Origin of the sequence: Streptomyces albicerus, assembly GCF_008905045.1 — a bacterium.
Lineage (GTDB): Bacteria > Actinomycetota > Actinomycetes > Streptomycetales > Streptomycetaceae > Streptomyces > Streptomyces albicerus.
Window position 1 is genome coordinate 1 of record NZ_VWMY01000107.1, and the last position, 26,306, is coordinate 26,306.

The following is a 26,306-nucleotide window of genomic DNA, read 5'->3' on the forward strand; positions in this document are numbered from 1 at the left end:
CGCAGGTCCAGATCCATGGCATCTCCCGGTCCGGTGATGCCTTCAGGGTATCACCACGGCTAAAAGAAGTCTTGGACACCCACTCAGGCAAATGCGAACCTGAATAGGTACCTATTGGGGCCGAAGCGAATTCGGCACAAGAATTCGACATCAGAACTTGATAGCAGGGCCCAGGCCCAGAATGAGCACATCAGGAATTGAGCGCCGCCCATCGCGTCATTCGACGGCGTCGACGACACAACCGTTAACAACGACGGGGGTGGGTATGGCGTCTCAGCTGAGCGCACCCGCACCACCACTTCTCGCGCCACATCACGTCAGTCGATCTACGGCACGAGAAGAACAGCCCCTCCACCTACCCTCACAAGGACAGTGAAATGCGCGTTTTCGTTGCTGGCGGGACCGGCCATTCCGGTTCCTACATCATCCCTGAGCTCATCGCCGCCGGGCACGAGGTCACCGGCCTGGCCCGGTCGGACACAGCCGCGGCGGCGGTGTCCGCGCTCGGCGCGAAGGTGCGTCGCGGCGACCTCCAGGATCTCGACGGGCTCAAGGAGGCGGCCGCGGACTCCGACGGCGTCATCCACGTCGCGCACAGGCAAGACCTGCTTCCCTCCGGCGGGCTCGACGCCGTGGCCGCCGCGGAGCTCCCGATCATGCTCGCGTACGGCGAGGCACTCGCGGGAACCGGAAAGCCGCTGGTCGCAGCGGGGAGTATAGGCTCGCCCGGGAACCTGGGCCGGCTAGCCACCGAGGAGGATCCGGCCCTTCCCGGCGGCGATGAGTACAAGGGCACCCTGCGGGTTCGTAACGTCGTGGAAACCGCCGTAGTCGGCCTCGCCGAGCGGGGAGTGCGGTCTTCGGTCGTGCGGATTGCCAACATCGCGCACAGCACGACCGATCGTGCCGGCTTCCTCCCCACGCTGATCGCGCTCGCGAAGGAGAAGGGTTTCGCTGGCTACCCCGGAGACGGCGCGAACCTGTGGAACGCCGTGCACGTCCGCGATGTCGCCTCCTTGTTCCGCTTGGCGCTGGAGAAGGGGCCGGCTGGCAAATACTGGCACGCGGTCGGGGACGGGGGCATCCCGTTCCGCGAGATCGCCGAGGCCATTGGCAGCCGTCTGGGCCTGCCCGCCGTAAGCGTTCCCGCGGACGTACTGATGGTGCCGGGATACTTTGGGTTCCTCGCGAACATAGTCACGCAAAACTACCCGGCGTCCAACCTCATCTCCCGCCGGACCCTCGGCTGGGAACCCGCTCAGCCCGGCCTGCTCGCCGATTTGGACAACGGCCATTACTTCTCCGCCAGCTGACGGCAGGGACCCGAATCGCAACGAGTCGGGCAAATGACAAGGGTTCGGCTCTTCCGGAGGGACGCTGAGAATATGACGACTGTGGGATTCATCGGAAGCGGATACATCGAACCTTTTTCACCCTGCGGTTGCTTCGTAGTTCTGTAGCCCGTGGATGGCTTTGGCGAGTCGACCGACCCCGCGTGGGCTGACGCGGACTTTGTGCAGGATGAACTGTTTCGGATACCCATCAATTCAACGGAGTGATCGTGGGAAAGCTCGATGGCAAGGTAGCGGTGATCACCGGCGGATCCACCGGCATGGCACTGGCCGGCGCCAAACTCTTCGTCGAGGAAGGAGCGCACGTCTTCATCCAGGCCCGGCGGCAGGAAGCACTGGACGACGCCGTCAAGCTGATCGGCCGCAACGTCACCGCCGTCCAGGGTGACGCAGCCGAACTGGACGACCTGGACCGCTTGTACGACACCGTCAAGCGGGAAAAGGGCTCGATCGACGTGCTGTGGGCCAGCGCCTCCAGGCGATACCGGGAGCGCGGCCGGGACCTTCTTGGATCGGCGGCAGGCGCGGCGGGGCATGAAGTGATGAGGGCGCCCACCGATGACCTCCATCAGCGCTTCGGCTTCCCGCCTCTCTTGCTCGGAGATCTCCACGGGCGCCAGGGCGAGTTCGGCGGGGGAGCGGACCTCATCGGGCCAGTACATCGCCTGGAGGGCGATCGTTCCGTCGTCGACCACGCTTCTGGAGGGGATGCAGGCGCGCAGTTCGGAGGCCAGGAGCCGGCGCGCTTCCTCGCGGTCGACGAGGCGCCGCGCTTGCCCGCGGCGTAGCAGTCGCCCGAGTGCACGGCGGCGGGCCTGGACCGCGGGGACGGAATGTCCCGGGCGAGTTCCTGCAGGGCTGTCAAGCAGCGGGCGAGGGATGCGTCAGACGTCAGACGATGTCGGCAGCACCGTGTGCTCGGCCCTCTCCAGCCAGCCGGTGTACCAGCGGGCGAAGGTCACCGGCTTCTTGTCATCGTCCAGGAGCGGCACGAGATCGACGTCGTCCGCCCGGCCGTCGGACCAGACCGTCCCTCGGTGGCTGCCACTGATGATCAGCCACTCTCGCAGAGCGCAGCCGAGGTGGCAGATCACGATAGCGCCGGCGGTGCGCTCGGGAGCAAACATGAGGGCGTACCACTGCTCATCCCAGGCTTCGATGGCGTCATCGAAGTCCTCGATCTCGTCGAAGTCCCCTTCCTCGGGACGCTGGGCGAGGAGTTCCTCGAGGGCCTTGGGGTCCGGGCCCTGCTCAGGGAACGGCTCCGCGAGCATGGAGAGGTCGGCCAGGTCGGCGCCGTCGCCTTCCCAGCGCCACTGGCCTTGTACACGCCGCACGGGAAAAAGGCCGTAAGCGGGACCAGCGCCGCCTGCGGCGACGTGGAGGAGGAAGGTCCGGTACTCCACCGGCAGCCTCACGCCTATCTGCTCTTCGAGTTCGGTGACACCGTCCTCAGTGAGCGGCTCCTCCAGGACCCACCGGTGCCCGAGCGACCCGAACACCTCGCCGCTCGCCGACTGAACGCCCAACCCAACGACGCGTTCGCGTATCCCTGTCCACCCATCGACCATGTGCAGACCGTACGTGCCAGCACTGACACCAACCGACTGCCCCCGCACGCTCGGGAGTGAGCGCCGTCATGGCACCTATCGCGCTCAGCGTGCGACACGAAATCGAGCTCGTCCTAGGCCTCGATGAGGTCTTTCGGGAAGTCGTACGCCGTCTCGTCCTTCGCCACCCCCACGACGAATGCGGCAAGCGTCGCCGACCACATGGCCTCGACCGGCCTGCCCCGGCGTTGGAGGAAGTCCGCTGAGTACCACCGTCGTCTTGGAGACCGTCTCTGTCGCCCTGCTGCTGGGTGTGCTGGCCTTCGCCGTCGTACGCCCGAGGGGCTGGCCCGAGGCGGCGACCACCCGGGCCCACTCCGCGTGGTGGGCCTGGGTGATCGCTTCCCGGACGTCGACCATGCTCACGCGGCCAGGAACGGTCGTACCTCGACCTTCCGGTTGCAGGCCTTCGACCCCTCGGCGGCCAGCTTGAGCGCCACGTCGAGGTCGGGGGCCTCGATGATCCAGAAGCCGGCGAGGTACTCCTTGGACTCCAGGAAGGCCCGTCGGTGACCAATGCCTCCGCGCCCCGGTTGTCGATGACGGTGGCCGTGCTGGGCGAGGCGAGGCCGCCGGCGAAGACCCAGTGGCCCTCGGCCTGGAGCCGCTCGTTGAACACGTCGATCGCAGCCATCTCGTCCGGGGTGGCGAGGCCGGCCTGGTCGTGGATCACGGAAACCAGGTACTGCATCTCGGATCATCTCCCGTGGTGTCAGGACAGTGTGGTGTGTCGGGCAGGGACTTTCACGCCGTTGCATAGTGCGGGCGCCCGGCCGGCCGGAAGACCTGGATCGTCACGCCCTTCGCGTCGACTCGCGACTCGACCAGGTCGAGCGCAAGATCCGGGCCGGCGTCCGGGAGCAACCGGGCGCCCTGGCCGAGAATCACCGGGACCACGATCAGAGTCATCTCGTCGACCAGATCGTTCTCCAGCAACCACCGGGTCAGGCTGCCACTGCCGTGCACCTGCAACTCACCCCCCGGCTTGGCCTTCAGGTCCGCGATGGTCGTCGCGAGGTCACCGCCGAGGACGGTCGTGTCCGCCCAACGCGGCGCGGTGAGCGTGGTCGAGGCGACGTACTTGGGGGCCTCGTTCAACGCCACGCCGATGGGATGTGCGCGCATCTGGTCGACTGATCTCCAGGAGCCGGCGAACAGCTCGTAGGTCCGCCGGCCGAACAGGAACGCTTCGGCGCGCTGGTAGGTCTGCGTGATGAGCGTCCTGGTCTCGTCGTCACCCGCCCCCAGCGCCCATCCGCCGCGCTCGAATCCGTTCCGGCGGTCCTCGTCCGACGCCGCGCCGTTTCCCTGCATCACTCCATCGACGGTGACCTGAGTCATGGTCGTCAGCTTCATGATCGCGGTTCCTTTACCTCGGCGCCGCCCCTCGTGGGCGCTCTCACCCCTGCTACGAACACCACCGCCCCGATCCGACACCCCCTCCCGAACTTCTTTGACGAATTTTCCGGGACGCCGGTCGTCAGAACCCATCTTTGAACCCGCAGGACGAAGCCGTGCAGGTTGTCGGCTCGTCGGAGGTGATGTGAGAGTAGAAGGGACTGGTCAGAGCAGGTGGGTTGACCGGTCTGTGAGTCTTGATCGTTACCGATTCGGCTGATTAGCTGGTCGACATGGCTGACCTCGGCTCCGTCGCCTGGCCACCTGCCCCGATCAGGACCGAGAGGCTCGTGCTCCGTGAGCCCGAGGCCCGGGACCGTGCGGCGTTCATCGAGCTGCTGGCGTCGCCGGAGGTGCACACCTACCTCGGCGGTCCCCGGTCGCGTGACGAGCTTGAGCGCGAGATGCCCGGGGTGCCCGAACTGTGGCCCGGCAGTTTCGTCGTTGAACTCGACGGGGCGATGATCGGCCAGATCCTGCTCAGGAGAGCACCAGGGCACCATCGTCCGGCTGCCGCAGGAAAGGCCGATCTCGGCTACCTGTTCCTGCCGCAAGCATGGGGATTCGGGTACGCCGCCGAGGCGTGCGTGGCGGTACTCGACTGGTTCGATGGCGTCCTTCCTGGCGAGCCGGTGGTGCTCGCCACCCAGACCGCCAACGTCGGCTCGATGCGCCTCGCGGCAAAACTGGGGTTCGTCGAGGTAGAGCGGTTCCAGGCCTGGGACGCCGAGCAGTGGCTCGGCTTGCGGTCCCCGGTCACGCCGTCCGCCTGAGCTCGTGCTGGGATTCTGCACTCACCGCGATCAAGCCAGGCGAGCGCGGGGCCGTTCTCACGACGCGATGAACGGCATCATCACGTCTATTGAAGGGCACTTGCCTCCACGGTCGTGGGGCCGGTAGGAACCATGCGTGACTGATCAAGGGAAGTTCGCGCGTACTGTCATAGCACTCTCGTCCGTCGTTGTCGCCGGTTGCGCTCTCACCGTGACGATCAAGATGGTTAACACCGATACCGAGGCGACCTACCCGCCGCGATTGCTGGACCAGGAAGCGGTAGAACGGCAGGCTGCGGCGGACGTGCGAGGGATGAAGGACATGTCCAGGGACGGGGTGAGCTGTCCGGCGGCCATGGAGGCCAAGAAGGGCAACACGTTCGACTGCACCGTGCAGGTTGGCCCAAACCCCGAAACCGTCACGGTCAAGGTCCTCGACGACCAGGGCAAACTCAGCATGAACTACACGCCCTGAGCTTGCCCCATACCGAACGCGGCTCGGACTCGGTGGCGATTTTCGCAGTTCAGCCTGCACGTAGGTGCCTTCGGCTGATCCTGTTCTCCGATCAAGGTGCACTGACCAAGACGAAGGCCATGAAGGTGAGTCTGCTGACGGAAGCTGGTCCGGGGGAAGCCTTCGCCCACTCGACGAGCTGGCCGGCGTAGGCGGAATCCGCCCAGGCCACGGTGGGTTCGGGGTGCATCAACCGAGTGCGGCCCTCGCAGACGCCTGGCAAACGGCTCGGTGAGCTGCTTGTCGATGCGCGCCAGGATCGCGTGCCAGCGCGCGGGATCCTGGCGCGGCTCGTTTATGCGTTCGATCGTTGGTTCCTGCTGCCTGACCCGATGTGTGCGGAGAGCGCCGGGAGGGGCACTCGAGCGACGAGAGCCGTGGGACCGGCGTTTTCTGCGGCTCACCGTCACCGGGCCCCAAACGGCTCGCCTGGCGCGCCGGTTTCCTGCATGGCAGGAGGCTGCCGGTACAGGCGGGCTCGGCTGCGTTTTCCAGGGACCCGCCGAGCCCGTGCCGTGAGTGTGCGTAGTCGCACTGCGCGAACGCACGTGTTCCCATATGCTCCGCGCGGACTGCACTCGCTGGTGAACTCGCTTGTCTGCTAGGGAGACTTGGGCCATGACGCTTGATCTCCACGCCGTGCTGCCGCAGTTCACCGAGCAGTACCGGGCTGCCCACGATCGAGGACCGGGTCGCTGAGCTGCTGCGGATGGTGCCGAGGGCCTTGGCCGAAGTGGAGCAGGAGCGGGCCGTCCGGCCGTTGGGCCAGTTCGGGATCACCGTCCACGCGGTCGGCACCGGCCCGGAGGTGCACTGATGATCGTGGTCGGCCCGACCACCACCCCGTCCATGGGCCCGACCGACCACGGCCCTGGCCCGGACGGGCCGGAGGCTTGGGTTTGTATGTGGAAGCCGACACCACTTGTTGCTCGAAGCGGGAGACGCCCGGCTACTGGGGCATTGCGATGCGACATGCACGGGCTATCTGAGCAGGGTGAGGGCAGGCGTCGACGCGGAGGGCCTCCGTGTCGGATGGGTCATGTCAGCAGTCGACGAGCCTGCGAAGGAGTTCCAGGCCCCTCTGCCAGTCACTGAGGTCGCTGTCGGCATTGATGTGGCCGTGGCTTCCGATGAGGTGGCCTTGCGCCTGCCACTCGTGCGCGAAGGAGGCGGACGTTGTCGGGTCACAGTAGGGGTCGTCGTCGCTGGCCACCATCAGGCTCGGGCACGGCAAAGGGCGAGCGGACAGCCCCAGGAACGTCGATGCGGCCTCACGTGGGAACGCCGGTCCCCGGGGATTGGGAGGCGCGACCAGGAACGCCGCCACCGTGTCGGGTCGCGCCTGCTCCAGCCAGTGCGCAGCTGCCCAGCAGCCCAGGCTGTGAGCCACCAACGCCACCTGGTTGTCACGCCGGGAAGCGATCTCGTAGGCAGCCTGGATTGCGGCAACCCAGTCCGGCAGGTCCGGCCTGCTCCACGAGGCCGGTGAGATCCGGACCGCTGAATCTCCCCACTGGTTCTCCCACAAGCTCTGCCAGTGCCGCTCATCCGAACCGTCGATCCCAGGGATGATGACGTACGCGACCATCGCCTACTGCCCTTCCAATCGTGACCCCCACACATTGCGGGGGCACTCTGGGGCGATTCTCGATGGATCAGCGGCAACGATCGGGCTCAGCAAGTGATCTCAAAGAAAGTGGGGGTGACAACGATGGAATCACTCGACGAGATCGACCGTGCCATCTTGGAACTGCTCCAGACCGACGGCCGGCTCACCGGAGCCGAGGTCGGACGCCGAGTAGGCCTGTCCCAACCGGCAGCCAGCGCCCGCATCCAACGCCTGGAGAAGAACGGGATCATCACCAGCTACCGTGCCGTCGTCGCCCCAGCCGCAGTCGGATTGAACATCCACGCCATCGTCCGGCTACGCACCACCCACGCGCAGCTGTCCCAGGCACTCACCCTTGCCGCCCAGACTCCCGAGGTCGTCTCGACCCTCCGCGTGACTGGCGAGGACTGCCTGCTGCTCGACGTGCACTGTTCTCGCGCCGAACGCCTTGAACAGGTCGTGGACTCCCTCGCCCGTTACGGACCGGTCACCACTTCACTCGTCCTGCGCAGCTACCCGCCCAAGTCGTTGCCAACGGCACCGACAACAGCATCCTGACTCGCAACAGTTGATACTCCAGCCGTAGTTGTGGCTCTTCATGGTGTGGCTGTGCGGCGGCGGTAGTGGCATGTGCGGGCCCCATGACCAGTGGCCACCGCCTGATCTTCAGTCTTCACACACCGATGATCACCGGTGGCCGCACCGTCTGCGACCCCACCCCAGACCAGCCCCGACCTCGCCTACGGCTCGGACAGCGCCAGCATCGGCCTGACCATCCCGGCCGTGGCTGCCTCCATCTGGTGCTGTTGGCGGCGTACTTGGTGCTGGCGGTCACCCCCTGGCGGCACCGGTTCCCGCCCCGGGGGATCGGCCGCCCAGCCCCGGGACCAGCACCGCCGCCACCGCCAGGTGCATCAGAGCGAGGGAGACCCGGGTGCCGCCGTCCATGCCGTCGCCGATGAACGGCAGGAAGGACACGGTCAGTACGGCGCCGGCCACCCCGGTCCAGATGGCGCGGGCGCGCCGCGCCCCGAACCGCTCCAGGGCGGCCAGCAGTCCCCAGCCGGAGAGCGACGCGAGCAGTGCGACGACCGCCACGGGCACGGCGCCGATGTCGAGCGTCTGCTCGCCGTCGGCGATCCGCAGCCGGTGCCCCAGCAGCGGGTCCGCGACCAGCCACACCAGGACGGGGGCCAGGACGGCCAGGGCCGTAACCCCCAGGCGCCTTCTCCGCGCGCTCACTTGGCGCCCCCCGAGAGCGCCCCGTGCAGGAAGACCTCCACCAGCTCCTGCGGGGTCAGGTCGGGCTCGTCCTCCGTACGCGGCTGGGTGAAGAGCAGCCCGAAGAAGAGGGCCGCGATCTGCTCCGGCGGTCGGCGCAGGGCGGCCTTGTCGGGCTCCAGCAGCTCCGCGAGGGCCGCGTGGATACGGGTCGTCGACTCGTCGCGGCCCGCGCCGCGCACCGTGCCGGGGTGCTTGCCGCCGCGATGCCCCAGCGAGCCGACGATCGCGCCCATCCTGGACATGTGCGCCTGCAGCGCCTCGGCCGCCTCCGCGAGCCGGTCGGGCAGCGGCTGGGATACGTCGATCGCGTCGAGCTCGCGGACCGCGTGCTCGGGGGAGAGCGCCTCGGCAATGCAGGCCTGCAGCAGCTCGTCCTTGTCGGCGAAGACCCGGAAGATCGTGCCCTCGCCGATGCCCGCGGCGCGGGCGATCTTCGCGGTCGTCACCGCGGCGCCGTACTCGGCGATCAGCGGGATCGCCGTCTGGATGATCATCGCGCGCCGCTCCTCCGGCAACATGCCGGGGGCGCGGCGGCGGGTGGTCTGGTTCTCCTTAGGTGCTGTCATGACCGCAAGAATACGGAGTGAGGACTCACTCCGTCAATGAGTGAGTCCTCACTCCGCTCGTTTTCCCGTACTCGGCTGCTTGCCGTTGGCAGCCACCAAGATCCACAACTAGGGCTGGAGTACCAGGCAGTGTCCGACGAGTCATGTGACGAATCTGTGCCCACTGCCCACGTCGTTCCGATCCGCATGGGGCGGGGTGATCTATCCAACGCAGAGTGGGCTCGGCTGAAGCCGCACCTGCCGCGGAACGTCGTGCGGGGCGGGCGGTGGAAGAGTCATCGCAGGGTGATCAACGGCATTCTCTTCCGCCAGCGCACCGGCATCCCGTGGCGAGACCTGCCGCCACGGTTCGGGAAGTGGAAAACGGTCTACGAAAGGCATCGCCGCTGGTCGGCGGACGGCACCTGGGAGAGGCACCTGCGGGCCGTCCACGCCGACGCGGATACGGAGGGTCGGATCGACTGGAGCACGGTCGGTGTTGACTCGACGTCCTGCCGGGCTCACCAGCACGCCGCCGGTGCCCGTGAACGTCCGCCATGCGTGCCGGGTCGACACAGCCGGCCTGCTCGGCACCGCTATGACGAGGCCCTTGGCCGCTCCCGGGGCGGGCTGACCTGCAAAATCCACCTTCCGCCACTCATGGCATCGAAGTCGTCGTGGGTCCCGAACTCCTCACGGGCTCAACGCGCTTGACGGGCGGCACGGCCCGGAAGCTGGTCCTCAACATGATCTCGACGATCCGCCTGGGCAAGACCTACGGAAACCTCATGGTCGACGTCCGCGCCTCGAACCAAAAGCTCTACGCTCGCTCCCGCCGCATCGTCGCCCTGGCGACGAACGCGCCGCCGACATCGAGGAGGCAGTCAAGGCGGCGGGAGGCGAGGTAAAAACGGCGATCCTGATGCTCCTGATGACCACCGACGCGCCAACGGCCGAACTGGCTCCTGCGAGATTCGCGGGGCAACCTCCGCGACGCTGTGGGCGATCGTTCCGCTGGGGCTGGGGCTGGGGCTGGGGCTGGGGCTGGGGCTGGGGCTGGGGCTGGGGCTGGGGCTGGGGCTGGCTGGGGGTACCTCCCAGGCGTAGCTCTGGGGGAGGGTGGGCACAGCGGAATCCACGGTGCCCGGCGCCCCGTCGCTCCCCGCAACCCGGCAGGGCTCACGCCTCAAGCAACGCCTTCAGCTTCTCCTCATTCCTCGGCAACTCCTTCCGCAGCTGGGGACGGAGTACGAGCGGCGCAATCACCTTGCCGATCCCGTGCGTCTCGAAGTCGACGGAGAACGTCATGCGCGACCGCTCCCCGTTGCCGAGCGGCTCGATCGTGCCCGTCACATCCCCACGGATGGGGCCGTCGATACCGTGGAAGTGCCACCGCCTCGGAGGATCCAGCTCGGTCACCTCCATGGTCATCGGGATCTCTCGACGGCCGACCCGCCGGACCGTTTGGATCTTCGAGCCCACGGCCAGAGGGGCGTCGCCCATCGTGTGGGCCGATACAGCACTCGCCTGCCACTCGGGCAGATGCGAGGGATCGGTCACGTACGCGAAGACGTCTTCGGGGCGCCGGGCGATATCGATGCTTTCCTTGATCGCAGTCATTTCGTCCCCTTCGACTAGATCTAAGAGCATCGTCCCACCGGACCCCATGGCATGCCAGGCAGCCGTCAGGCCGAGCGCAGGACCTCCGCGTGCCGCATCGGCGGCGACCCCTCGGCCGTCGTTGCGCTTCAATGAGTGCCGAGCAGGTGGCCTGGTACAGGGCGCGCTACGGCTGTCGGAATGCCTAAGGGTGTCCGATGTGTTTGCAGTTCATGGTCCGAGCCAGAGCCTGATCGCGGCGACGGTGACCGTCCCGTGGAAGACGTATGCCCTCTTGTCATAGCGAGTGGCGATGGCTCGGAAAGTCTTGAGCCGGTTGATGGTCCGCTCGACTTCATTGCGGCGCCGGTAGACCGTTGTGTCGAAGCGTGTGGGTCGGCCGCCCTTACTGCCGCGGCGCTGGCGGTTGGCCCGCTGGTCTCTCGGCTCGGCGATCGTGTGCTTGATCTGCCGCCTTCGCAGATGACGCCGGTTGCGGCGCGACGAGTACGCTTTGTCGCCCCCCGAGATGGTCGGGCCGGGTGCGTGGGCGTCCACCGTCCGGCTGGGACACTCGGATTTCTTCCAGTACGGGAATCATCTGCGGTGCGTCACCCCACTGGCCGGGCGTGATGACAAACCCGAGCGGGCGGTGCCCGCCCTCACCGGCAAGGTGGATCTTGCAGGTAAGTCCGCCTCGCGAGCGGCCCAGGGCCTCATCAGAGCGGTGGCGTACCGATCGGCTGCCTCTGCTCGGCATCTTCGGGGCGCGAGTGAGGGCGCCGGCCGCGTGTTGATGAGCGCGACAGCTCGTGGAATCGACGCTGACCACGCTCCAGTCGATCAGGCCCTCAGCGTCGGCATGGGCCTGGACAGCACGCAGAATCCTCTCCCACGTGCCGTCCGCTGACCACCAGCGATGACTGTCATGCACCTCTTCCACTTCCCGAAACGGGACGGCAGATCCCGCCACGGAAGTCCGGTCCTCTGCCTGAACAGAATCCCGTTGATGACCTGGCGGTGGCACTGCCACCGCCCTCCTCGGCCTGTGCTCTTCGGCAGGTGAGCTTCCAGCCGAGTCCATTCGTCATCAGATAGATCGCCCCGCCTCATACCGAGAGGAACGACCGACCGGCTGGCAGGTCACCTGACCCATCGGACAGGCCCTAGGTCTGCGGTGCCAGGGTGCGTACGACGTCGAACTCGTTGCCCTCGGGGTCTGCCATGACCACCCAGCTTCGGTCTGACCCCTGGCCCACATCTGTCTTGGTGGCGCCGAGGCCGAGCAATCTGGTCACCTCGTCCTCGGTGCTGCCGTTGATCGGGCTGACGTCGAGGTGAAGCCGGTTCTTCACGGTCTTGCCCTCAGGTACCTGGATGAACAGCAGGGTGGGCGGCATCTGACGGGCTCGAACATCCTCGACGGTCGGCACCCAGGAGCCGATCTCGACCTTGCCCTCGCTCCGGTCGATCACCTTGAAGTCCAGGACCTCGCACCAGAAGGCCGCGAGCCTCTCCGGATCATGGCAGTCAACGGCCAACTCGGTGAACCTACTTGTCACGACTCTCCCCAGGTAGTGCGGATGGGCTCAGAGTATTGGCCACGCCGCCCGTCCGACAGATCCGCGATCTTCCTGGCTGACTGGGGTCATCAGACGGGCTCGACCCGGCATCAGATACGCGAGAAGCCCCTGGTTGGAGCAGGTCTGCGAAGAACAGGTTCCGGAACCCAGAGGCTTCACGCGTTGACCAGCATCACCTACACCGCAACACTCGACGTCGGCAGGGGGACCGCCGAGACTCTCGCCCCCCTCTTGCGCAAGCTCCGCGAACGGCTCGGCACTCGCAGGGACCCGCGCTCTGGGCGTCTTCAAGCAGGGTGTCCTGGTGCTGCGGTGGTTCATCGACGGAACCCGGCTGGCCCAACTCGCCCGGGACAACGGGGTTTCGGTGCTCACCGCGTATCGCTACTTGCACGAAGGGCTGACCGTGCTCGCCGACCACGCCCCGGTTCTGTCCACCGCGCTGGAACGGGCGGCGGCCTCCGCTACACCCATCTCAACCTGGACGGCACCGTCATCCGTACTGACCGCGTCGCCGCCCCGACCCCAAAGGCGCCGACCTCTGGTGGTCCGGGAAGCACAAGCACCACGGCGGCAACGTCCAGGTCATCTCCGCCCCCGACGGCTGACCGATCTGGGTCTCCCCGGTTCGCCCCGGCCGCGAGTACGACACCACCTGCGCCCGCACCCACGGCCTGGTCGACGACCTCAACCGGTTCGCCTCCACCCTGGACATTCCCACCCTGACCGACCTCGGCTACGAGAACGCCGGCGACGGCTTCCGCCACCCGGTCAAGAAAGTCCAAGGGCAGCGAACTCGGCGACGAGCAGCAGGCGTTCAACTTGGTCATCCGAGGCGTCCATGCGGTCGCCGAGCGGGCCAACGCCCTGCTCAAGGTCACCTTCAAGGCCCTGCGCCGGGTCAGCCTCGACCCCAGCGGCATCACCCGGATCGCCCGAGCCGCCCTCTTCCTGCTCCAGCTGGAACACGGCCGCACCGCCTGGCCGAAGATGACGAACCGTCACGAGACGTTACCGAGAAGGGTTCAGTGAGCAGGATCGGTCCGAGCGGGTGGGGTGTTTTGCGTCCGGCACGGCGCGCGACGATGAGGCTGAGGCTCGTGCGGTATGAGCAAGCCCGTGCCGACACCCCACAGGACTGCCGCCGCAGTGATCACGCTGAGGCCTCAGCTGGTGGACCAGGCGCGCAGCTGTGCGGCGATTGAGACGCGTTCACGAAGGCGCTCTCATCCCTGGCCCGGCTCTTGATGTGAGCCGGGAAGTCGGGGGTCCCCGGAGAGATGGTGTCCCTTGTCGCCCTCACCGCCCCGTGTGGCCCAGGGCAGGCGGGACCGCAGGTGAGGCAGCCTGGGGGCGGCCCACAGCCCGGCGGAGCCGAGCAGGATGAGGCAGACGCCGAAGAACCGCCTCGGTGTCTCCACTTCGGAGCACGCCTCTTCCCCGTCGCCGGGCCGCCAGTCCTCGTTTTCACCAGCCGTGACCGCGGTCCCGCAGTCAAGCCGGACCATCGACACGAGGCCGTCCTGCCCGCCGGTGTCGTCATCTTCGAAGAGGCCACCCGGCAGGATCATGGCCTGGTCGCTCGTGTCCCAGGAGTACAGGACGCTCATGTCGTACGGGTGGCCCTCGTCGTCTACGAAGTACGCGGCCGTGCGGGGGACCAGAAGCAGCCATCCAGCCCCCAGGAGCGCGGCAACCGACACGAGTCGCACCCAGAACTTCGGCCTGCGGAGGATGTTCATGGCCGGGACGGTAGGGGATATCGCCTGGGACCGGTCCCGGCAGGTCACTGCCCTGTGGGCAGGGTGAGTCGGGTCAGACCTCGGTCAGGCGCTGATCGCGTCGCGGCACGCGGCCCATGATCTCTGGCTCAGGCGTCAGTCAGAGGTGGGCACGGCACCAGGGTTCGGAAACGCACTGAATGTTCTCCGCGCGCCCGTGCACCACATGCGTTGCGCCATATCTGATCGCCCAGACCGCTTCTGAGCTGCGCGAACTCCAATCGCACGCTCGCGGCGCCCCGGAGAACCGCCGATAGCGGATGCGGCCGCCGTCCTCGGTACGGATCTGGTGGAAGGAGATCGACTGATTCTCGGTCGCGCTGATCACCTCACGTCGGGCGGAGAAATCTTCGAGCCGGGCGCGGCGCTCCCGATAGCGACGATCGAGCAGTTCGACACCGTCGGCTTCCAGCACATCGAAGACGATCACGTGTGCCGGGCGGGTGAGTGTGGCCCGGGCAGCGCCGCGGCCCGTGCGGCTGGCGCGCCGCTGCAGTTCGGTGAAGTCCAGCCGATCCTGGTAGGCGACCACGAGTTCGCCGTTGAGCACGACGTCCTCACCGATCGCCGAGGCAGCCTCGGCGATCTCCGGGAAACCGGGAGCCAGGTTGGCGCCACGACGAGACTGCACCACGACACTGCCCGCCCGGACGAACACGATAACCCGGAAGCCGTCCGGCTTCTGCTTCATGACGAGGCCGCCGGAAATGCCCCATCGGGAGGCGGCCGGTCGTGCGCGGCGGCGAGCATCGGTGAGATCGGCGGCATCAGTGGCACTCCCCACCAGTACGCCATCCCCACAGTGGCGCGGCATTGACACCCGCTACGAGAAGACGGCGACCATGTATCTGGCCGGGCTCCACATCGCAAACATCTTCCTCTGGTCCGCCCGCTGAGCCGAAACCGCCTAGGACTTGCCCGGGCGATCTCACAACTGGACCTTGACCTCAAGTTTGCTTGAGGCCCCAGAGCGATCCGCATGGACACCGAAACCGCAGATATCAAAGCCATCGAACAGGTCGTCACCACTGTCGAGCGCGCTCAGCGCGCCAAAGACGTCGAAGGGTTCCTCGCCCTCTTCCACCCCGATGCCCTCTGGACGACCGGCCACGGCAAGGTCCTCATCGGCTTCGACGCGATCGCCGAGTTCACCCGCGCCGTGCTGCCTGCAGCCAGCTGGGACGGTGAGATCACCTACGAGGCAGTGCACACGCAATTCCTGCGGCCCGACGTGGCGGCCGTCAAGGTTCGGCAGGTCTACCACTCGCCAGAGGGCGACACGGAAGGCGCTCCGCTCTACGTGATGACCAAGCAGGATGACGGGAGGTGGCTGCTGCACGCATGCCAGAACACCGAAGTCCGGGTCGAATAGAACCCGAACGACCACATGACTGGTCCATGTTCGGATCGTTGTCCTGAGCATCGCGCGGGGTGATCTGACGGAGGCGGAGTGGGAGCAGTTGCGGACGTTTCTGCCAGTGAATAATGGGAGTTGTGGCCGTTGGCGGGATCACCGGCAGGTGATCGACGGGATTCTCCACCGGGTGCGGACCGGCGTGCAGTGGCGGGATCTGCCCGAGCGGTTCGGCCCGTGGAAGACGGTCTATGAGCGTCATCGGCTGTGGTCGGCGCTCGAACCGATCCACCGCCGGCCCTTGCGTCAAAGGGGGCAGCAGAAGGCGAACACCAGGCCGATCCCCCACGGCAGAGCCTGCTCGCCCGCCTGGTGGAGGTGGTGCTGGAGGTGAGCTCCTGAGCCGCTCTCGCGGCGGGTTCACCAGCAAGCGGCACCTGAGCGCGGACGGCCGCTGCCGCCCGCTGTCGCTGGTCGTCACGCCGGGGCAGCGGGCGGACTGCACTCAGTTCACGGCGGTGTTGGAGAAGATCCGCATCCCGAGAGTCGGCCGGGGCAGGCCGCGAAAGATGCCCGACAGCCTTGCAGGGGACAAGGCTTACAGCAATAGCCCGTGCCGCGAGTACCTGCGGCGCCGGCGTATCCGGCACACCAATCCGGAGAAGACCGACAGCCAGGCCGTCCGACTGCGCAAGGGATCCCGCGGCGGGCGGTCACCCGGCTTCGACGAGGAGCGGTACAAGAAACGCAACACCGTCGAACGGGCGATCAACAAGCTCGAGCAGTCCCGGGCCGTGGCCACTTTCTACGACAAACGCGGATACGTCTTCCTCGGCACCGCCACCGCCGCAACCCTGGTCATCTGGCTCCGCACGTGATCGCCCGGACAAGTCCTAGCAGCGGGTGAGGTGAGTGAGGGTGACTCCGTTAGGGAAGGCGGTGCGCTCGGCCACGTCGAAGACGGTGGGGTCGAAGGGACCGTCGACTACCGCGATTCCGGTTCCGGCGACGACCGGATACGTCTTGATCAGCAGCTCGTCGATCTCGGGCAGTAGGGTGCCCGCGAGCTGGCCGCCCCCGCAGAGCCAGATGTCCAGGCCGGCGCCCGCTTCGTTCTTGAGTTCGCGGACGAGGGCGAGCGGGTCGCCCGGCACGATGGTGACTGCTGGGTCGGTGTCCGGCTTGAGCGTGCTGGACACGACGTACTGGCGCAGGTGCGCGTAGGGGCTGGTGATCCCGTTGTCGAGGGCTGGGCGGTAGGTGCCGTGGCCCATGACCACGGTGTCGAACCGCCGGTTGGGCGCGTCGGCGACGCCGACGGCCGCACGGTAAGCGGTCGGGATGGTCTCCGGGTACAACGCGTTTACCCAGGTCGAGTAGGCGGCGGCCTGCTGCTCGTCGCCCTGCGGAAAGAAGTCGAACTCACCACTGGGACCGGCGATGCGGCCGTCGAGCGAGATGCCGATGTAGTACACGAGCTTTCGCATAACGTTCCCCATACATAGTACTCTGGTTGTAGTGGCTTGAACGTAGTACTACATGCGGAGTGGTGTCAATGGTGAGACGGAACGACCAGCGGCGCGCGGCCCTCGTTGACGCGGCAATCGAAGTACTGGCCCGAGAAGGCGCACGCGGCCTGACCTTCCGAGCCGTAGACGCTGAGGCCACCGTGCCCGCCGGCACGGCGTCCAACTACTTCGCCAACCGCGACGACCTGTTCACTCAGGCCGGCGCACGTGTATACGAACGGCTCCAGCCCGACGAGGCCACGATCGCCCGCCAGCAAGCGGCCGGCCGCGACCGAGAGACCTACGCGCAACTGATGCGCGAGCTCGTCGGCCGCATCGCCTCCTTCCGCACCGGATACCTCGCGCTGCTGGAACTTCGCCTTGAGGCCACGCGCCGCCCCGAACTACGCAAGGTCCTCACTGAGCGAGTCCGAGCCGACGTGGACGCCAACGTCGCCTATCACGAGGCATCCGGTCTCCCCGGCGACGCCACGGCGGTCAAGCTGCTCATGCTGACGCTGAACTGGCTAATCGTTGAACAGCTCACCCTGCCGGACGTCTTCACGGAGGCAGAGCATGAACAACTGGTGACGGCCGCAGTGGAGCGCATCGTGGCTGCGGAATAGACATCCGACCCCAGGCTGGCTCGGCTGGACCGGGCCGACCTCGGCATGTGCCTCACTCCTGGCTCCGTCCGCCGATCCGAAAGAAACGGCCTGGGTGTGCCCTCTCAGGACGTTGGTTCCACGGCGTCCTCGGTGGCGAGCCGTTGTGAACGGGGACCGAAGGGGTTGTCGATGACGTACCGCCAGCGGCCGTCCGAGCCCCGCCGGGCGACGTCGGTAGCGGTGCCCTCGACGTGCACCGCCCGACCGTCGCGGCCGGTCCCGTCGATGGCCCAGTCGACTATCAGCAGCGCCAGGTCTCCGTTGCGGTAGACGTGCCGCGGACGGACCGTAATGGGGACTCCGAGCTTCTGCAGGCGGCCGTTGGCGGCGTGCAGGTCCGGCCCGGTCACCGGCGTTCCTGGTTGCGGAATCAGCACCGCCCCGTCCTCGTAGACCTGCGCCAACGCGGTGGCGTCGCCGCTGTTGAACCGCGCGGCGAACACCGCGGGCACCTCTTCGGGCCGATCGGCCAGTTCTCGCATGATCGACAGACGTCCTTCCGTGCCGGGAGAATCGAGTGCCCTACACGTTAGGAGGCGATCTTGTGGCTCACCGAACGGTTGGTCACCCGGCAGGGCTGCCCAATGACCCACACGCGAACGTTGCTGCGCCTACTCTCTCTTGCCCAGTAGAGATCACGCTGGCGGCCCTGCGCGGCCGCTGGACGACGCTGGTGGTTCGCGAGCTGCTGCGCGGCGACCGCTCCTACAGCGAATTACGCGTGGCACTGCCTTCGTTGTCGGACAAGGTGCTGTCCGACCGGCTGGCACAACTCGGTGAGGCCGGAGTCGTTGAGCGCGACCGTCGCCCGGGCTGGCCGCCACGGGTGCGTTACGCGCTCACCCCGCGTGGACACTGCCTCGGCCCGGTCCTCCAAGCCCTGTGGGACTGGGGAGTAGAGGCCCCCACTTGAGACGGCCGTGCGGCAACAAACTCATGAGATGGCACAGCTAGGCCACTCCGAGGATGCCCCGTCCCTCGTTCTAACCTCGCCGTTTCGCTTGGGTATGGCGGTTGTCGAGGCGGGAAACCCGAAAGTGCCTTCCTGACCTGGGACGATGAACCCTGCTGAGGGGTTCTGTCTGTCCAGACGGAGGGCACTTTCTACGTCCCGGGTATCGCGTTGCGTCCCAAGGCCTATGTCAGTACCGGTGGTTCGGGGGTCGTCGGGCATGCCGGGGCACGGTTGCTGGCGGATCTTGCCGATGCCACTGGGCTGACCGCCGCGTACTCCACCGCGCTCGGGTCGCTGCGGCCTCGCGGGACCGGACATGATCCGGGACGGATAGCCACCGACCTGCCGGTGATGCTCGCCGACGGCGGTGAGGCCATTGCAGACCTGGCCATGCTGGGGGAGCAGCCTTATCGACTGCGCGTTGCAGGGTGCTCCAGTGCTCCAGTCAGGCATCCCCGACCGGGACACAAACCGCACGAGTTCGTCAGGCGAGAGCGTCCGAGGCAACCTCGACGAAGTCCCGGATGAGGGGAGAACGGCGTGTGGCCATCCAGGCCAGACACACTTGGTTGGGACCGATGTCGTCGATGGGTACGGGGATCACGTCCGGCCGGGTGCAGAAGCGGGCAGTGGAAAGCGGGATGACGCACACCCCGGCCTCAGCGGCGACAAGCTCGAGTTTCTCCTCAACCTGGTAAATGGGGGGAACCTCGGTGCGGTTTCCTTCGCGCATCTCCAGGGCCACGTCGCGCCATTCGGGCACTGCGTCCGGGTCCTGCAGCAGATGTTCGGCGGCCAGATCCGCAATCGTCACCGACTGCTTGTCGGCCAGATGATGTCCAGCAGGGAGGACGACGACCCTGGGGTCCTGGAACAGCGGTCGCACCTGCAGGCCGTGTTGGTCGATGGGCAGACGGACGATGCTCACGTCGGCGCGTCCGTCTCGTAGAACCTCGACCTGGTTGTCCCAGCTCGTGCGCAGGAGCCGAACGTTGACCTCCGGGTGGCGCGCGGTGAGGGAGACAACAGCAGGAGTCACGGTGATACCGGGCATGAAACCGATGGTGAACGTCCGACTTCCCTCGGCCGCGGATCTCACCCGTCGAAGCAACGCCTCGGATCCGGCAAGCAGAGAAGGCGCGTCTTCCAGCAACTGCTCGCCCGCGGTGGTGAGGGTGGTGCCGCGGCGATCGCGCAGGAGCAGTTCCACCTTCAGTTCTTCCTCCAGTGCTCGGATCTGCCGTGACAGCGCCGGTTGGGCGATGTGCAGCCGTTCGGCGGCGCGCCCGAAGTGCAGTTCTTCGGCCACGGCCACGAAGTACCGGAGTTCCGCAAGACAAGATCCTTAGTGACCGTCCGTTCGCTCTCTTGTCACGACGACAACCGGGCGCGCCTCTGCAGGAAGGCGCGCCCGGCTCACATTCCCTTCACCTTCAGCCGCGTGCAAGGACGGCCAGTGGATTGGTGTGGAGAGGGGCCCACCCCAGCTCGGTCCGTGCGCGCGCCGGTGTGAGCTGCTGGTCGAGGGCGAAGGCGTCAGCGATCGGGCCCATCTGCTGCCGGGCCTGTGCCAGGGTGATCGAGACGGTCTTACCGTCAAGGCCCGCCGCCCGGCTCACAGCCAAGGCCACCTCCTTGGCAGTCGGGTTCACGCCCCCGACGCCGGCATAGACCGAGCCTGCTCTCGCCTTGAGCGCGGCGACGTAGAGCTCGGCGGCATCGTCGATGTGGATCAGCGCCCAATGATTGCTGCCATCACCGATGTAGGGGATGGCACCGGCCTGCTTGCCCGGGTCGGTATAGAACAGGTCGATCAGACGGTTCTCACCTCCGTACAGGAGGCCCGGCTGAACCACGACAGGGCGGCCGCCGTGCCGGGCTCGCCGTAGGACCGCCTCCTCCACAGGCCGGCGCCAGGCGACGATGGCGGGCGGGTTCCAAGACGCTGTTTCGTCGACGACGCCGTCGGTGTCACCGTAGATCCAGGTGCCGCCGGTGTGGATGTATGTGCCTGTTCCGACACCGTCCTGCAGAGTTGTAGCCGCGGCGAGGTCGGCTTCACCACTGTCGGCCTGCGCCAGGTGCACCACCGCCTCGGCCCGCGCGGCTGCCGCATTGAGTACGCTCAGGTCACCGAGGTCGCCGATGACGGGGGCGGCACCCAGGGCGCGGACTGCTGCAGCCGACTGCTCGCTGCGTGCCACCGCCTCCACTACGTGTCCGTGCCTGAGCAGGGCAGCGATCGTAGCCTTACCGATGTAACCGGAACCGCCGGTAACGAATACCTTCATCAGCCTTGCACCTCGTTGGCGTGGAAACTCGTGGTTCCAGACTGCGACCGACGCAAGGGTGTGGTCCAAGACTTGTCTCGACGCCTGTGATGCCCTGAAGGTATGAGCTCCGCAGTCCGCCACCAAGGCGTCACCAGCTGCGCTGCACGCGCCGCCGTGAATTGCCGGAACCGGGGCATGGCGGATCAGGACGCGCGTGACCACTACGTGACTCGCGTGCGTGGCGATGCGTGGGCTAGATTCCGTGCCCTGGCAGTGGCTTGCCCGCGACAGTGCTGATCAGGGCCTCTGCTGTCGCCGGGGCGGCGGCGAGGCGGCCGGCTTCGCGAATCTGGTCCTCGGTCATGGATGTGCGTTTTACCAGCTCGATGGCTTCGTGGATGCCATTGCCATCGCCGAGCGCGAGCATCGCGAAGTACCAGCGCACCGCCTGAACCGGGTCCGGGGAGGTGCCGAAGCCGTCGCGGTACCAGCATGCGGCTGCGTTCATCGAGCCAGTGTGGCCACGCTCTGCCGCCCAGAGATACCAGCGCAACGCCTCCTCATCCCGGTCCACGGACGAGAGCCGGTCCGCCAGCGCGGCGCCGACCTCGGCCACACCCTGACCCGCCGCCCGCTCCAGCACGCGCACGCATTCATCGTGGTCGTCGACCATGTTCGCGAGGTTGTAGGCGGCGTAGGCGTCTCCGCCCTCCGCAGCCGCACGGAACAGCTCAGCTGCACGGGCGGGATCCTCTACTGCGCCGTGCCCCTCAACGAGCATGAAGCCGTAGGTCCGCTGGCCCGCCGGATTCCCTGCCTCAGCCGACGCCTTGGCATACATAAGGGCCGTCGGCAGAGCCGACTCGTCGTAGTAGTCCATCAGGATCCCGGCGAGCAGCGCCGCGGCTTCCGCCGAGCCGGCGTCCGCCAGCGGTACGAGCTCCCCAGTCACCTGGGACGCCAGGTTCGCGCCCTCCTCGCTGCCGCGCATGGCGGCCTGAACCCAGGCGTGACCGGCAGCCACCCAGTCTCCCGCCTCGGCCGAACCCCGGCCACGCTCCAGCAGGTCCGTCAAAGTAGGTGGTATGGGTGCATAATGCGGCGGGTCGATGGTCTCGCTCATGCAGGGAACTCTAGAGAGTTAGCGCAAGCCGCTTGCGGCCCAGCCGTGCTTAACAGCAGCTAACACAATGAGGTGGATCGGTCCTGGTTACCGTGTCCGGGGCGGTAGTTGAGCGTTCGGCTTGGTGTGGGGACGTCGCCGTGGATCGTGTCGGATGAGCTGTGGGACCGTCTGGAGCCGCTGCTTCCGCAGCGTTAGCGCAGGTTCCGGTACCCGCGCCGCAGGCCGTTGCCGGACCGTGAAGTGCTGTGCGGGATCTTGTACGTGCTTCACACCGGGATCCAGTGGGAGTACCTGCCCAGGGACCCCGGGGTTCGGCTCAGGCATGAGCTGCTGGCGTCGGCTGCGGGACTGGAACGAGGCCGGCGTCTGGCAGCGGCTGCACGAGGTCCTGCTCGCCGAGCTGAACGCGGCCTCGCGCCTGTACTGGTCCCGCTGCGTGGTCGACTCCTCCCACATCAGGGCGCTAAAAGGGGGGAGGCAGCACACGGGCTCCTCGCCGGTCGACCGGGGCCGGGCAGGCTCGAAACACCACTTGATCACCGACGGGCACGGCACCCCGCTCGCGGTCCTGGTGACCGGAGGCAACCGCAACGACGTCACCCAACTGTTGCCCCTGCTCGACGCGATCCCTCCGGTCCGCGGACGAGTCGGCCGCCCCCGGCGCAAGCCGGACTCATTGTTCGCCGACCGCGGCTACGACCACGACATCTACCGCGACCAGGTCCGCGCCCGCGGCATCGTGCCCGCGATCGCCCGCCGCGGCACCCGGCACGGTACGGGCCTGGGCACCTACCGCTGGGTTGTAGAACGGAGTTTCGCGTGGCTGCACGGCTTCCGACGCCTGAGGATCCGATGGGAACGGCGAGCCGACATCCACGAAGCGTTCCTCAAGCTCGCCTGCTGCCTCATCGTTTACCGGCAGTACAAGTCGCTTTGTTGGCCGTCGACTGCGGTCGGAGCCGTCGGTATTACTTTCACGCCGGCCTCGCGCAGGGTCATACAGGTCGCGTCGTCTTCCGGTGCGTTGGTGATGAGCGCGTCCAGGTCCTCGGGGCCGCAGATCTTCACCATGCCTGTTCCCGGAAGCTTGCTCTTGTCGGCCAGGAGCACCACCTTGTCGCCGGCGGCAATCATGGCGCGTCGGGCGGGCACCTCGGCCACGGTGGTGTCCATGACCTGGCCCCCGGGGCGGAGGCCACAAGCACCCATGAACAACCAGTCGGCGTGAACTTGGCGGAGGTTGTCCTCCGCCATGAAACCGTCCAGCATGCGTGAATCCCGGATGACCATGCCCCCGAGCAGCATCAGGTCGATGTTCTCGTCGCCGATGAGCTCGTCATACACGGCGAGGTTGTTGGTGATCACGGTGAGTCGGCGACCGTGCAGTTGAAGTGCCAGCCGGTGGACCGTTGTGCCGCTGTCGAGAATGATCGACTGACCGTCCTCGATCATCGTGGCCGCTTGGGCGGCAATGGCGTCCTTCTCCGCCACCAGAACCTCGGCGGCATCGTTGAAGGGAGTTCGCTCCTCGTCGATGACTGCTCCACCATGGACACGGGTGAGCAGCCCTTCTGCCTACAGTTTGAGGAGGTCACGGCGGATGGTCGCCGCACTGGAGTCAAGCCGCTCGGCGAGGTCGGCCACGGAAGCGGTGCCGCCGGAACGCAGGGCCCGCAAGATGAGTTGGTGTCGTCGTTCAGCCAGCACGCAACGGGACACTACACGCTGTCGACTGGCGCAATCTGCTGACTTCTAGCCGCAGTTGACGACTACTCGTGAGTCTGCAGCGGTGCCGACCTTGTGCTGACTGCCCCGCCCAAGGTCCGATCGGTTCGAACAGCTTGAAGGTAGCCCAGGTCGCCACACGTCGCAGAAGAACCGCTCGCCATGGTGCACAGGGCGAGTGGCTCTGAGGGCCGTCCGCCTCATTGTGTCAGCCCCTGTAAGAGGCGGTCTCGTCCGCCGCCTTGCCCGTATTCCGGTGTGCGCGGCCGCCGTTCCTTGTGGGGCAAAACGACCGGCACACTCAGCGACCGGGCCGGGCTACTGTGCCCGTCGTACGGGGCTGACACCGGCCATGGCAGTGGCGCATGACCTCACCTGCAGGGCGACCATCGCCTGATGCGGCGTCAACTTGAGACGGTGCACGACTGGCAAAGTTCCCTGCACGGACGACAAAGTCCGAAGCCCACGACGACCCTAAGGTTCCTGGGCGAGGTCAGAGAAAGGTAGCTGTTCGGCAGGCGTGGACGCGCATAGATCAGACTCCATATTGAAAGGAACCATGGGCATGCGCAAGACAGGTAAAAGCAAGGCACTTCTCGCGACAGGGACCATGATGGCGGCCCTGCTGGGAGGAGTGATCACCGCTGCCCCAGCCAATGCAGCAGACGGGGTGTGCACCGGATCCACGACGCAAGCGTACGGGTCGGACCTGTACTTCGTGTTGCCGATCAACGTCGCGAACAACACGATTTTCTGCTACCTGCAGTACGGGAACACCGGTGCCGGGGTCAGAGCCCTGCAGAAGAACTTGAACAGCTGCTACGGCAAGAGGCTCGAACTTGACGGCAGCTTTGGGCTGGCCACCGAAGATGCTCTCCGAGACGTTCAGGGCAGGATCGGCGCGGTGGTTGACGGCGAGTACGGCCGCGAGACCATGCTCAAGATGAAGTGGGCCCGGTACAACAACGAAACCGGCGCGCGGTACGACTGCAACTATCTGCCGTGACCTAAGCCTGTTCCCTATCTTCTGATGCGGGCTTCACCAGCCTTGGCCGGCGCCATCCACGACGTCCGGGCCGCGCGCGAGCACGGCATCATCGAGGCACTCACCGAGGCCGGCATCACCTACTGGGCAGACAAGGGCTACCAGGGTGCAGGCGGCACGGTCCGTCTCCCTTACCGTGGCCGATGGGAGAGCCTCTCCACCGGCCAGCAGGCCGTCAACCGGTCCCACGCAAAGATCCGCGCACTGGTCGAGCAGGCCATTGCCACCCTCAAGTCCTGGCGACTCCTCCGCAGGCTCCGCTGCTCGACGACCCGGATCGCGAGGCTCGTCCAAGCCGTCCTGGTCCTCCAGCTCGCCGCCTCGGGCTGAGATCAACCCGCAGCATTCACCAGGTCCGTCAATTCGGCCTCGGTCGTGCCCGCCCGCAGATGAACGTCGAAGGTGTAACCCTCATCGCAGAACACCAGGTCAACGTCCATGGGCGTCAGCCCGCGGAAGACGATCGCCAACCAGATCGCGTCTTCCTCCCAGACGTCCATGTACAGGCATGTGCCGTCCTCGTCCAGATACGCCTCACCTGGGCCATTCTCCGTCTCAAACTGCCATATGAGACTGCGCACTTCACTGCGGTGCACCGAGTCGATCTCAACCTCAGACCACCGGGCACGGATCGCGTCTGTCAGCGCATCCCGATCGATGCGCCATCCGCCCCCATCACCCTCGACCACCGCCAAGAACGTCATAGCCAGGGTCTACCAGATGTCCGTGACACAGCGCCGATCGGCTGTCGCCCGAAGTTGGAATGGGCTCACTGCTCGATCGTCCCACCAGCTACCGGTGTAGCCACCGTCGGCCCCGACCAGCTCCAGTCGGTGGTGCACGGCGGCCAGCCAGCGGCAGCACCTGTGGCGGCGCGGTCATCTGCCGCGGCGAATGAGCTGTGACGGTCCCGCCCGTCCTCATCGCGTGTGCCGCGTGCGCTGGTTGACCGTGCGCGATCAGGGTAACGGGTTCCAGCATGGCGTATGACGCTGCCCCGGCATCCGATCTACGGAGGGAATCGTCGAATGGTCTCCAGGAAATCGGCCAAGAAGAAGGCAAGGAAGGAGCGCGCCGAAGATGCCAAGTCGAAGCCCCAGATAGACGCGACAGCACACGAAGCCACGCCGCCTCTTCCGCAGCCACGGCGGTCTCGCGACCGCCGCCGCGCCTCATCGAGCGACCCGGACGAGGTCCGCGAGAAGTTGTACGAGCTCATCGAGGAAGCCACACGCAAGATAGCAGCGGAGAGGGAGCGTGAGACCGCGCCGATATATCAAGACGAGGACTACGGGGTGAAGTACGGCCACTACGTCGACAGTGGCGGGAATCTTTGGTACTGGGGTCACCGGGCATGGTACGAGAGGCCAGGCCTGTGGATCGTCGTTGGCGTCGCCGTTTCCGCGGTGCTCGTATTCTGGATGTTCTTCTAGAGATCTTCAATGGCTGAGGTTACGGCGGTTGGAAGTCGAGGCCGGTCTTGGCGATGAGGCCGTCGATGAGGCCGGGTCGGTACTGAGCCCATTCCAACTTCGGGCGACAGCCGATCGGCGCTGTGTCACGGACATCTGGTAGACCCTGGCTATGACGTTCTTGGCGGTGGT

General features: G+C 66.6%; 26 protein-coding genes and 10 pseudogenes. 18 read left to right on the forward strand and 18 right to left on the reverse strand.

Going from position 1 to position 26,306, the window contains the following annotated elements; translation table 11 throughout:
• The first annotated feature begins 377 nt into the window (after window positions 1-377).
• A complete protein-coding gene (locus tag GAS53_RS50030) occupies window positions 378-1,313 on the forward strand; it encodes an SDR family oxidoreductase (RefSeq protein ID WP_151484495.1) in 936 nt (311 codons plus the stop codon).
• Window positions 1,314-1,430: 117 nt separating this feature from the next.
• On the opposite strand, the pseudogene GAS53_RS50035 reads toward GAS53_RS50030, so the two are convergent.
• Window positions 1,431-1,523: pseudogene (locus GAS53_RS50035) on the reverse strand (IS5/IS1182 family transposase); the annotation flags it as partial.
• 38 nt (window positions 1,524-1,561) lie between these two features.
• Between GAS53_RS50035 and GAS53_RS57330 the strand changes: the two are divergent.
• Window positions 1,562-2,140: an SDR family NAD(P)-dependent oxidoreductase gene (locus GAS53_RS57330; protein ID WP_318724428.1), complete on the forward strand. Its 579-nt coding sequence runs from the start codon at window positions 1,562-1,564 to the stop codon at window positions 2,138-2,140.
• A gap of 96 nt (window positions 2,141-2,236) precedes the next feature.
• On the opposite strand, the gene GAS53_RS50045 is transcribed toward GAS53_RS57330, so the two are convergent.
• Both GAS53_RS50045 and GAS53_RS50060 read right to left on the reverse strand, forming a co-directional pair.
• Window positions 2,237-2,923: an SMI1/KNR4 family protein gene (locus GAS53_RS50045; protein WP_151484496.1), complete on the reverse strand. Its 687-nt coding sequence runs from the start codon at window positions 2,921-2,923 to the stop codon at window positions 2,237-2,239.
• A gap of 783 nt (window positions 2,924-3,706) precedes the next feature.
• The gene (locus GAS53_RS50060; protein ID WP_151484498.1) at window positions 3,707-4,318 is read right to left on the reverse strand and encodes a dihydrofolate reductase family protein; all 612 of its coding nucleotides are present in this window, start codon (window positions 4,316-4,318) and stop codon (window positions 3,707-3,709) included.
• A 275-nt stretch (window positions 4,319-4,593) separates the two neighbouring features.
• Between GAS53_RS50060 and GAS53_RS50065 the strand changes: the two genes are divergently transcribed.
• From GAS53_RS50065 to GAS53_RS50075, 3 genes are all read left to right on the forward strand, one after another.
• Window positions 4,594-5,133, forward strand: coding sequence for a GNAT family N-acetyltransferase (locus GAS53_RS50065; protein WP_151484500.1), 540 nt, complete (start codon window positions 4,594-4,596; stop codon window positions 5,131-5,133).
• A gap of 211 nt (window positions 5,134-5,344) precedes the next feature.
• A complete protein-coding gene (locus GAS53_RS50070; RefSeq protein ID WP_151484501.1) occupies window positions 5,345-5,608 on the forward strand; it encodes a DUF4333 domain-containing protein in 264 nt (87 codons plus the stop codon).
• Between the two features lie 664 nt (window positions 5,609-6,272).
• Window positions 6,273-6,464: a hypothetical protein gene (locus tag GAS53_RS50075; protein ID WP_151484503.1), complete on the forward strand. Its 192-nt coding sequence runs from the start codon at window positions 6,273-6,275 to the stop codon at window positions 6,462-6,464.
• A gap of 225 nt (window positions 6,465-6,689) precedes the next feature.
• Here GAS53_RS50075 and GAS53_RS50080 read toward each other — a convergent pair whose 3' ends face one another.
• On the reverse strand, window positions 6,690-7,235 hold the full coding sequence (locus tag GAS53_RS50080) for an RBBP9/YdeN family alpha/beta hydrolase (RefSeq protein WP_151484505.1): 546 nt from the start codon (window positions 7,233-7,235) through the stop codon (window positions 6,690-6,692).
• A gap of 123 nt (window positions 7,236-7,358) precedes the next feature.
• On the opposite strand from GAS53_RS50080, the gene GAS53_RS50085 reads away from it, so the two are divergent.
• Window positions 7,359-7,814, forward strand: coding sequence for an Lrp/AsnC family transcriptional regulator (locus tag GAS53_RS50085; protein ID WP_151484506.1), 456 nt, complete (start codon window positions 7,359-7,361; stop codon window positions 7,812-7,814).
• Window positions 7,815-8,087: 273 nt separating this feature from the next.
• Here the strand turns inward: GAS53_RS50085 and GAS53_RS50090 are convergent, their stop codons facing one another.
• Window positions 8,088-8,498, reverse strand: coding sequence for a DUF6069 family protein (locus GAS53_RS50090; protein ID WP_225859612.1), 411 nt, complete (start codon window positions 8,496-8,498; stop codon window positions 8,088-8,090).
• Window positions 8,495-9,106, reverse strand: a complete 612-nt coding sequence (locus GAS53_RS50095) for a TetR/AcrR family transcriptional regulator (RefSeq protein WP_151484508.1) — start codon at window positions 9,104-9,106, stop codon at window positions 8,495-8,497. The genes GAS53_RS50090 and GAS53_RS50095 overlap by 4 nt, the downstream gene beginning before the upstream one ends.
• A gap of 186 nt (window positions 9,107-9,292) precedes the next feature.
• Here GAS53_RS50095 and GAS53_RS50100 point away from each other — a divergent pair.
• Both GAS53_RS50100 and GAS53_RS50105 read left to right on the forward strand, forming a co-directional pair.
• Window positions 9,293-9,736 (forward strand): annotated as a pseudogene (locus GAS53_RS50100) (IS5 family transposase); the annotation flags it as partial.
• Window positions 9,736-10,101: pseudogene (locus GAS53_RS50105) on the forward strand (N-acetylmuramic acid 6-phosphate etherase); the annotation flags it as partial. The pseudogenes GAS53_RS50100 and GAS53_RS50105, both read left to right, overlap by 1 nt.
• 163 nt (window positions 10,102-10,264) lie before the next feature.
• Here GAS53_RS50105 and GAS53_RS50115 read toward each other — a convergent pair.
• The 3 genes and pseudogenes from GAS53_RS50115 to GAS53_RS50125 all read right to left on the reverse strand — a co-directional run bounded on the left by GAS53_RS50115 (window position 10,265) and on the right by GAS53_RS50125 (window position 12,246).
• The gene (locus GAS53_RS50115; RefSeq protein WP_151484512.1) at window positions 10,265-10,705 is read right to left on the reverse strand and encodes an SRPBCC family protein; all 441 of its coding nucleotides are present in this window, start codon (window positions 10,703-10,705) and stop codon (window positions 10,265-10,267) included.
• Window positions 10,706-10,915: 210 nt separating this feature from the next.
• Window positions 10,916-11,797 (reverse strand): annotated as a pseudogene (locus GAS53_RS50120) (IS5 family transposase).
• A gap of 53 nt (window positions 11,798-11,850) precedes the next feature.
• Window positions 11,851-12,246 carry a VOC family protein gene (locus tag GAS53_RS50125; RefSeq protein WP_151484514.1) on the reverse strand — a complete coding sequence of 132 codons (396 nt, stop codon included), beginning with the start codon at window positions 12,244-12,246 and terminating at the stop codon, window positions 11,851-11,853.
• A 183-nt stretch (window positions 12,247-12,429) separates the two neighbouring features.
• Between GAS53_RS50125 and GAS53_RS50130 the strand changes: the two are divergent.
• Window positions 12,430-13,299, forward strand: a pseudogene (locus tag GAS53_RS50130) (HARBI1 family protein).
• Window positions 13,300-13,493: 194 nt separating this feature from the next.
• On the opposite strand, the gene GAS53_RS50135 reads toward GAS53_RS50130, so the two are convergent.
• A complete protein-coding gene (locus GAS53_RS50135; protein WP_151484516.1) occupies window positions 13,494-14,009 on the reverse strand; it encodes a hypothetical protein in 516 nt (171 codons plus the stop codon).
• A gap of 139 nt (window positions 14,010-14,148) precedes the next feature.
• Window positions 14,149-14,832, reverse strand: coding sequence for an ATP-dependent DNA ligase (locus GAS53_RS50140; protein ID WP_225859613.1), 684 nt, complete (start codon window positions 14,830-14,832; stop codon window positions 14,149-14,151).
• A gap of 195 nt (window positions 14,833-15,027) precedes the next feature.
• On the opposite strand from GAS53_RS50140, the gene GAS53_RS50145 reads away from it, so the two are divergent.
• Together GAS53_RS50145 and GAS53_RS50150 are read left to right on the forward strand one after the other, a co-directional pair.
• Window positions 15,028-15,420: an SgcJ/EcaC family oxidoreductase gene (locus GAS53_RS50145; protein WP_151484518.1), complete on the forward strand. Its 393-nt coding sequence runs from the start codon at window positions 15,028-15,030 to the stop codon at window positions 15,418-15,420.
• 49 nt (window positions 15,421-15,469) lie between these two features.
• Window positions 15,470-16,280 (forward strand): IS5 family transposase gene (locus GAS53_RS50150; protein WP_404829434.1). Its coding sequence is split into 2 segments (ribosomal slippage): window positions 15,470-15,715 and window positions 15,717-16,280, totalling 810 coding nucleotides; the frame shifts between segments, so codons are not numbered across the junction.
• A 15-nt stretch (window positions 16,281-16,295) separates the two neighbouring features.
• Here the strand turns inward: GAS53_RS50150 and GAS53_RS50155 are convergent.
• Window positions 16,296-16,889, reverse strand: coding sequence for a dihydrofolate reductase family protein (locus GAS53_RS50155; RefSeq protein WP_151484520.1), 594 nt, complete (start codon window positions 16,887-16,889; stop codon window positions 16,296-16,298).
• Window positions 16,890-16,957: 68 nt separating this feature from the next.
• Here GAS53_RS50155 and GAS53_RS50160 point away from each other — a divergent pair, with 68 nt between their 5' ends.
• A complete protein-coding gene (locus GAS53_RS50160) occupies window positions 16,958-17,536 on the forward strand; it encodes a TetR/AcrR family transcriptional regulator (protein WP_151484522.1) in 579 nt (192 codons plus the stop codon).
• Window positions 17,537-17,640: 104 nt separating this feature from the next.
• Here the strand turns inward: GAS53_RS50160 and GAS53_RS50165 are convergent, their stop codons facing one another.
• A complete protein-coding gene (locus tag GAS53_RS50165; RefSeq protein WP_151484524.1) occupies window positions 17,641-18,060 on the reverse strand; it encodes a YybH family protein in 420 nt (139 codons plus the stop codon).
• 62 nt (window positions 18,061-18,122) lie between these two features.
• Here GAS53_RS50165 and GAS53_RS50170 point away from each other — a divergent pair, with 62 nt between their 5' ends.
• Both GAS53_RS50170 and GAS53_RS50175 read left to right on the forward strand, forming a co-directional pair.
• Complete coding sequence (locus tag GAS53_RS50170; protein WP_151484526.1) at window positions 18,123-18,491, forward strand: winged helix-turn-helix transcriptional regulator; 369 nt, start codon at window positions 18,123-18,125, stop codon at window positions 18,489-18,491.
• 165 nt (window positions 18,492-18,656) lie between these two features.
• Window positions 18,657-18,929, forward strand: a pseudogene (locus GAS53_RS50175) (IS1380 family transposase); the annotation flags it as partial.
• Between the two features lie 88 nt (window positions 18,930-19,017).
• On the opposite strand, the pseudogene GAS53_RS50180 reads toward GAS53_RS50175, so the two are convergent.
• From GAS53_RS50180 to GAS53_RS50190, 3 genes and pseudogenes are all read right to left on the reverse strand, one after another.
• A pseudogene (locus GAS53_RS50180) lies at window positions 19,018-19,869 on the reverse strand (LysR family transcriptional regulator); the annotation flags it as partial.
• A 97-nt stretch (window positions 19,870-19,966) separates the two neighbouring features.
• Entirely contained in the window at window positions 19,967-20,824 is an 858-nt protein-coding gene (locus GAS53_RS50185; protein ID WP_151484535.1) for an NAD-dependent epimerase/dehydratase family protein, read from the reverse strand.
• 235 nt (window positions 20,825-21,059) lie between these two features.
• Window positions 21,060-21,929 carry a tetratricopeptide repeat protein gene (locus GAS53_RS50190; protein ID WP_151484529.1) on the reverse strand — a complete coding sequence of 290 codons (870 nt, stop codon included), beginning with the start codon at window positions 21,927-21,929 and terminating at the stop codon, window positions 21,060-21,062.
• A 126-nt stretch (window positions 21,930-22,055) separates the two neighbouring features.
• On the opposite strand from GAS53_RS50190, the pseudogene GAS53_RS50195 reads away from it, so the two are divergent.
• Window positions 22,056-22,863, forward strand: a pseudogene (locus tag GAS53_RS50195) (IS5 family transposase); the annotation flags it as partial.
• Here GAS53_RS50195 and GAS53_RS50200 read toward each other — a convergent pair.
• Window positions 22,845-23,639, reverse strand: a pseudogene (locus tag GAS53_RS50200) (DeoR/GlpR family DNA-binding transcription regulator). The pseudogenes GAS53_RS50195 and GAS53_RS50200 overlap by 19 nt on opposite strands.
• Before the next feature lie 583 nt (window positions 23,640-24,222).
• On the opposite strand from GAS53_RS50200, the gene GAS53_RS50205 reads away from it, so the two are divergent.
• Together GAS53_RS50205 and GAS53_RS50210 are read left to right on the forward strand one after the other, a co-directional pair.
• Window positions 24,223-24,663: a peptidoglycan-binding domain-containing protein gene (locus tag GAS53_RS50205; RefSeq protein WP_192583649.1), complete on the forward strand. Its 441-nt coding sequence runs from the start codon at window positions 24,223-24,225 to the stop codon at window positions 24,661-24,663.
• Between the two features lie 21 nt (window positions 24,664-24,684).
• Window positions 24,685-25,032 (forward strand): annotated as a pseudogene (locus GAS53_RS50210) (transposase family protein); the annotation flags it as partial.
• Window positions 25,033-25,034: 2 nt separating this feature from the next.
• Here GAS53_RS50210 and GAS53_RS50215 read toward each other — a convergent pair.
• Window positions 25,035-25,406: a hypothetical protein gene (locus GAS53_RS50215; protein ID WP_151484531.1), complete on the reverse strand. Its 372-nt coding sequence runs from the start codon at window positions 25,404-25,406 to the stop codon at window positions 25,035-25,037.
• Between the two features lie 324 nt (window positions 25,407-25,730).
• Here GAS53_RS50215 and GAS53_RS50220 point away from each other — a divergent pair, with 324 nt between their 5' ends.
• Window positions 25,731-26,135 carry a hypothetical protein gene (locus GAS53_RS50220; protein ID WP_151484532.1) on the forward strand — a complete coding sequence of 135 codons (405 nt, stop codon included), beginning with the start codon at window positions 25,731-25,733 and terminating at the stop codon, window positions 26,133-26,135.
• The last annotated feature ends 171 nt before the right edge of the window (window positions 26,136-26,306 follow it).

Coding starts and splice junctions, on each gene's coding strand:
- GAS53_RS50205 (WP_192583649.1), top strand. CDS start 24,223: ATGCGCAAGACAGGTAAAAGCAAGGCACTTCTCGCGACAGGGACCATG.
- GAS53_RS50165 (WP_151484524.1), bottom strand. CDS start 18,060: ATGCGAGAACTGGCCGATCGGCCCGAAGAGGTGCCCGCGGTGTTCGCC.
- GAS53_RS50045 (WP_151484496.1), bottom strand. CDS start 2,923: ATGGTCGATGGGTGGACAGGGATACGCGAACGCGTCGTTGGGTTGGGC.
- GAS53_RS50030 (WP_151484495.1), top strand. CDS start 378: ATGCGCGTTTTCGTTGCTGGCGGGACCGGCCATTCCGGTTCCTACATC.
- GAS53_RS50065 (WP_151484500.1), top strand. CDS start 4,594: ATGGCTGACCTCGGCTCCGTCGCCTGGCCACCTGCCCCGATCAGGACC.
- GAS53_RS50160 (WP_151484522.1), top strand. CDS start 16,958: ATGGTGAGACGGAACGACCAGCGGCGCGCGGCCCTCGTTGACGCGGCA.
- GAS53_RS50155 (WP_151484520.1), bottom strand. CDS start 16,889: ATGCGAAAGCTCGTGTACTACATCGGCATCTCGCTCGACGGCCGCATC.
- GAS53_RS50145 (WP_151484518.1), top strand. CDS start 15,028: ATGGACACCGAAACCGCAGATATCAAAGCCATCGAACAGGTCGTCACC.
- GAS53_RS50095 (WP_151484508.1), bottom strand. CDS start 9,106: ATGACAGCACCTAAGGAGAACCAGACCACCCGCCGCCGCGCCCCCGGC.
- GAS53_RS50060 (WP_151484498.1), bottom strand. CDS start 4,318: ATGAAGCTGACGACCATGACTCAGGTCACCGTCGATGGAGTGATGCAG.
- GAS53_RS50085 (WP_151484506.1), top strand. CDS start 7,359: ATGGAATCACTCGACGAGATCGACCGTGCCATCTTGGAACTGCTCCAG.
- GAS53_RS50190 (WP_151484529.1), bottom strand. CDS start 21,929: ATGAGCGAGACCATCGACCCGCCGCATTATGCACCCATACCACCTACT.
- GAS53_RS50115 (WP_151484512.1), bottom strand. CDS start 10,705: ATGACTGCGATCAAGGAAAGCATCGATATCGCCCGGCGCCCCGAAGAC.
- GAS53_RS50215 (WP_151484531.1), bottom strand. CDS start 25,406: ATGACGTTCTTGGCGGTGGTCGAGGGTGATGGGGGCGGATGGCGCATC.
- GAS53_RS50220 (WP_151484532.1), top strand. CDS start 25,731: ATGGTCTCCAGGAAATCGGCCAAGAAGAAGGCAAGGAAGGAGCGCGCC.
- GAS53_RS50135 (WP_151484516.1), bottom strand. CDS start 14,009: ATGAACATCCTCCGCAGGCCGAAGTTCTGGGTGCGACTCGTGTCGGTT.
- GAS53_RS50080 (WP_151484505.1), bottom strand. CDS start 7,235: ATGGTCGCGTACGTCATCATCCCTGGGATCGACGGTTCGGATGAGCGG.
- GAS53_RS50185 (WP_151484535.1), bottom strand. CDS start 20,824: ATGAAGGTATTCGTTACCGGCGGTTCCGGTTACATCGGTAAGGCTACG.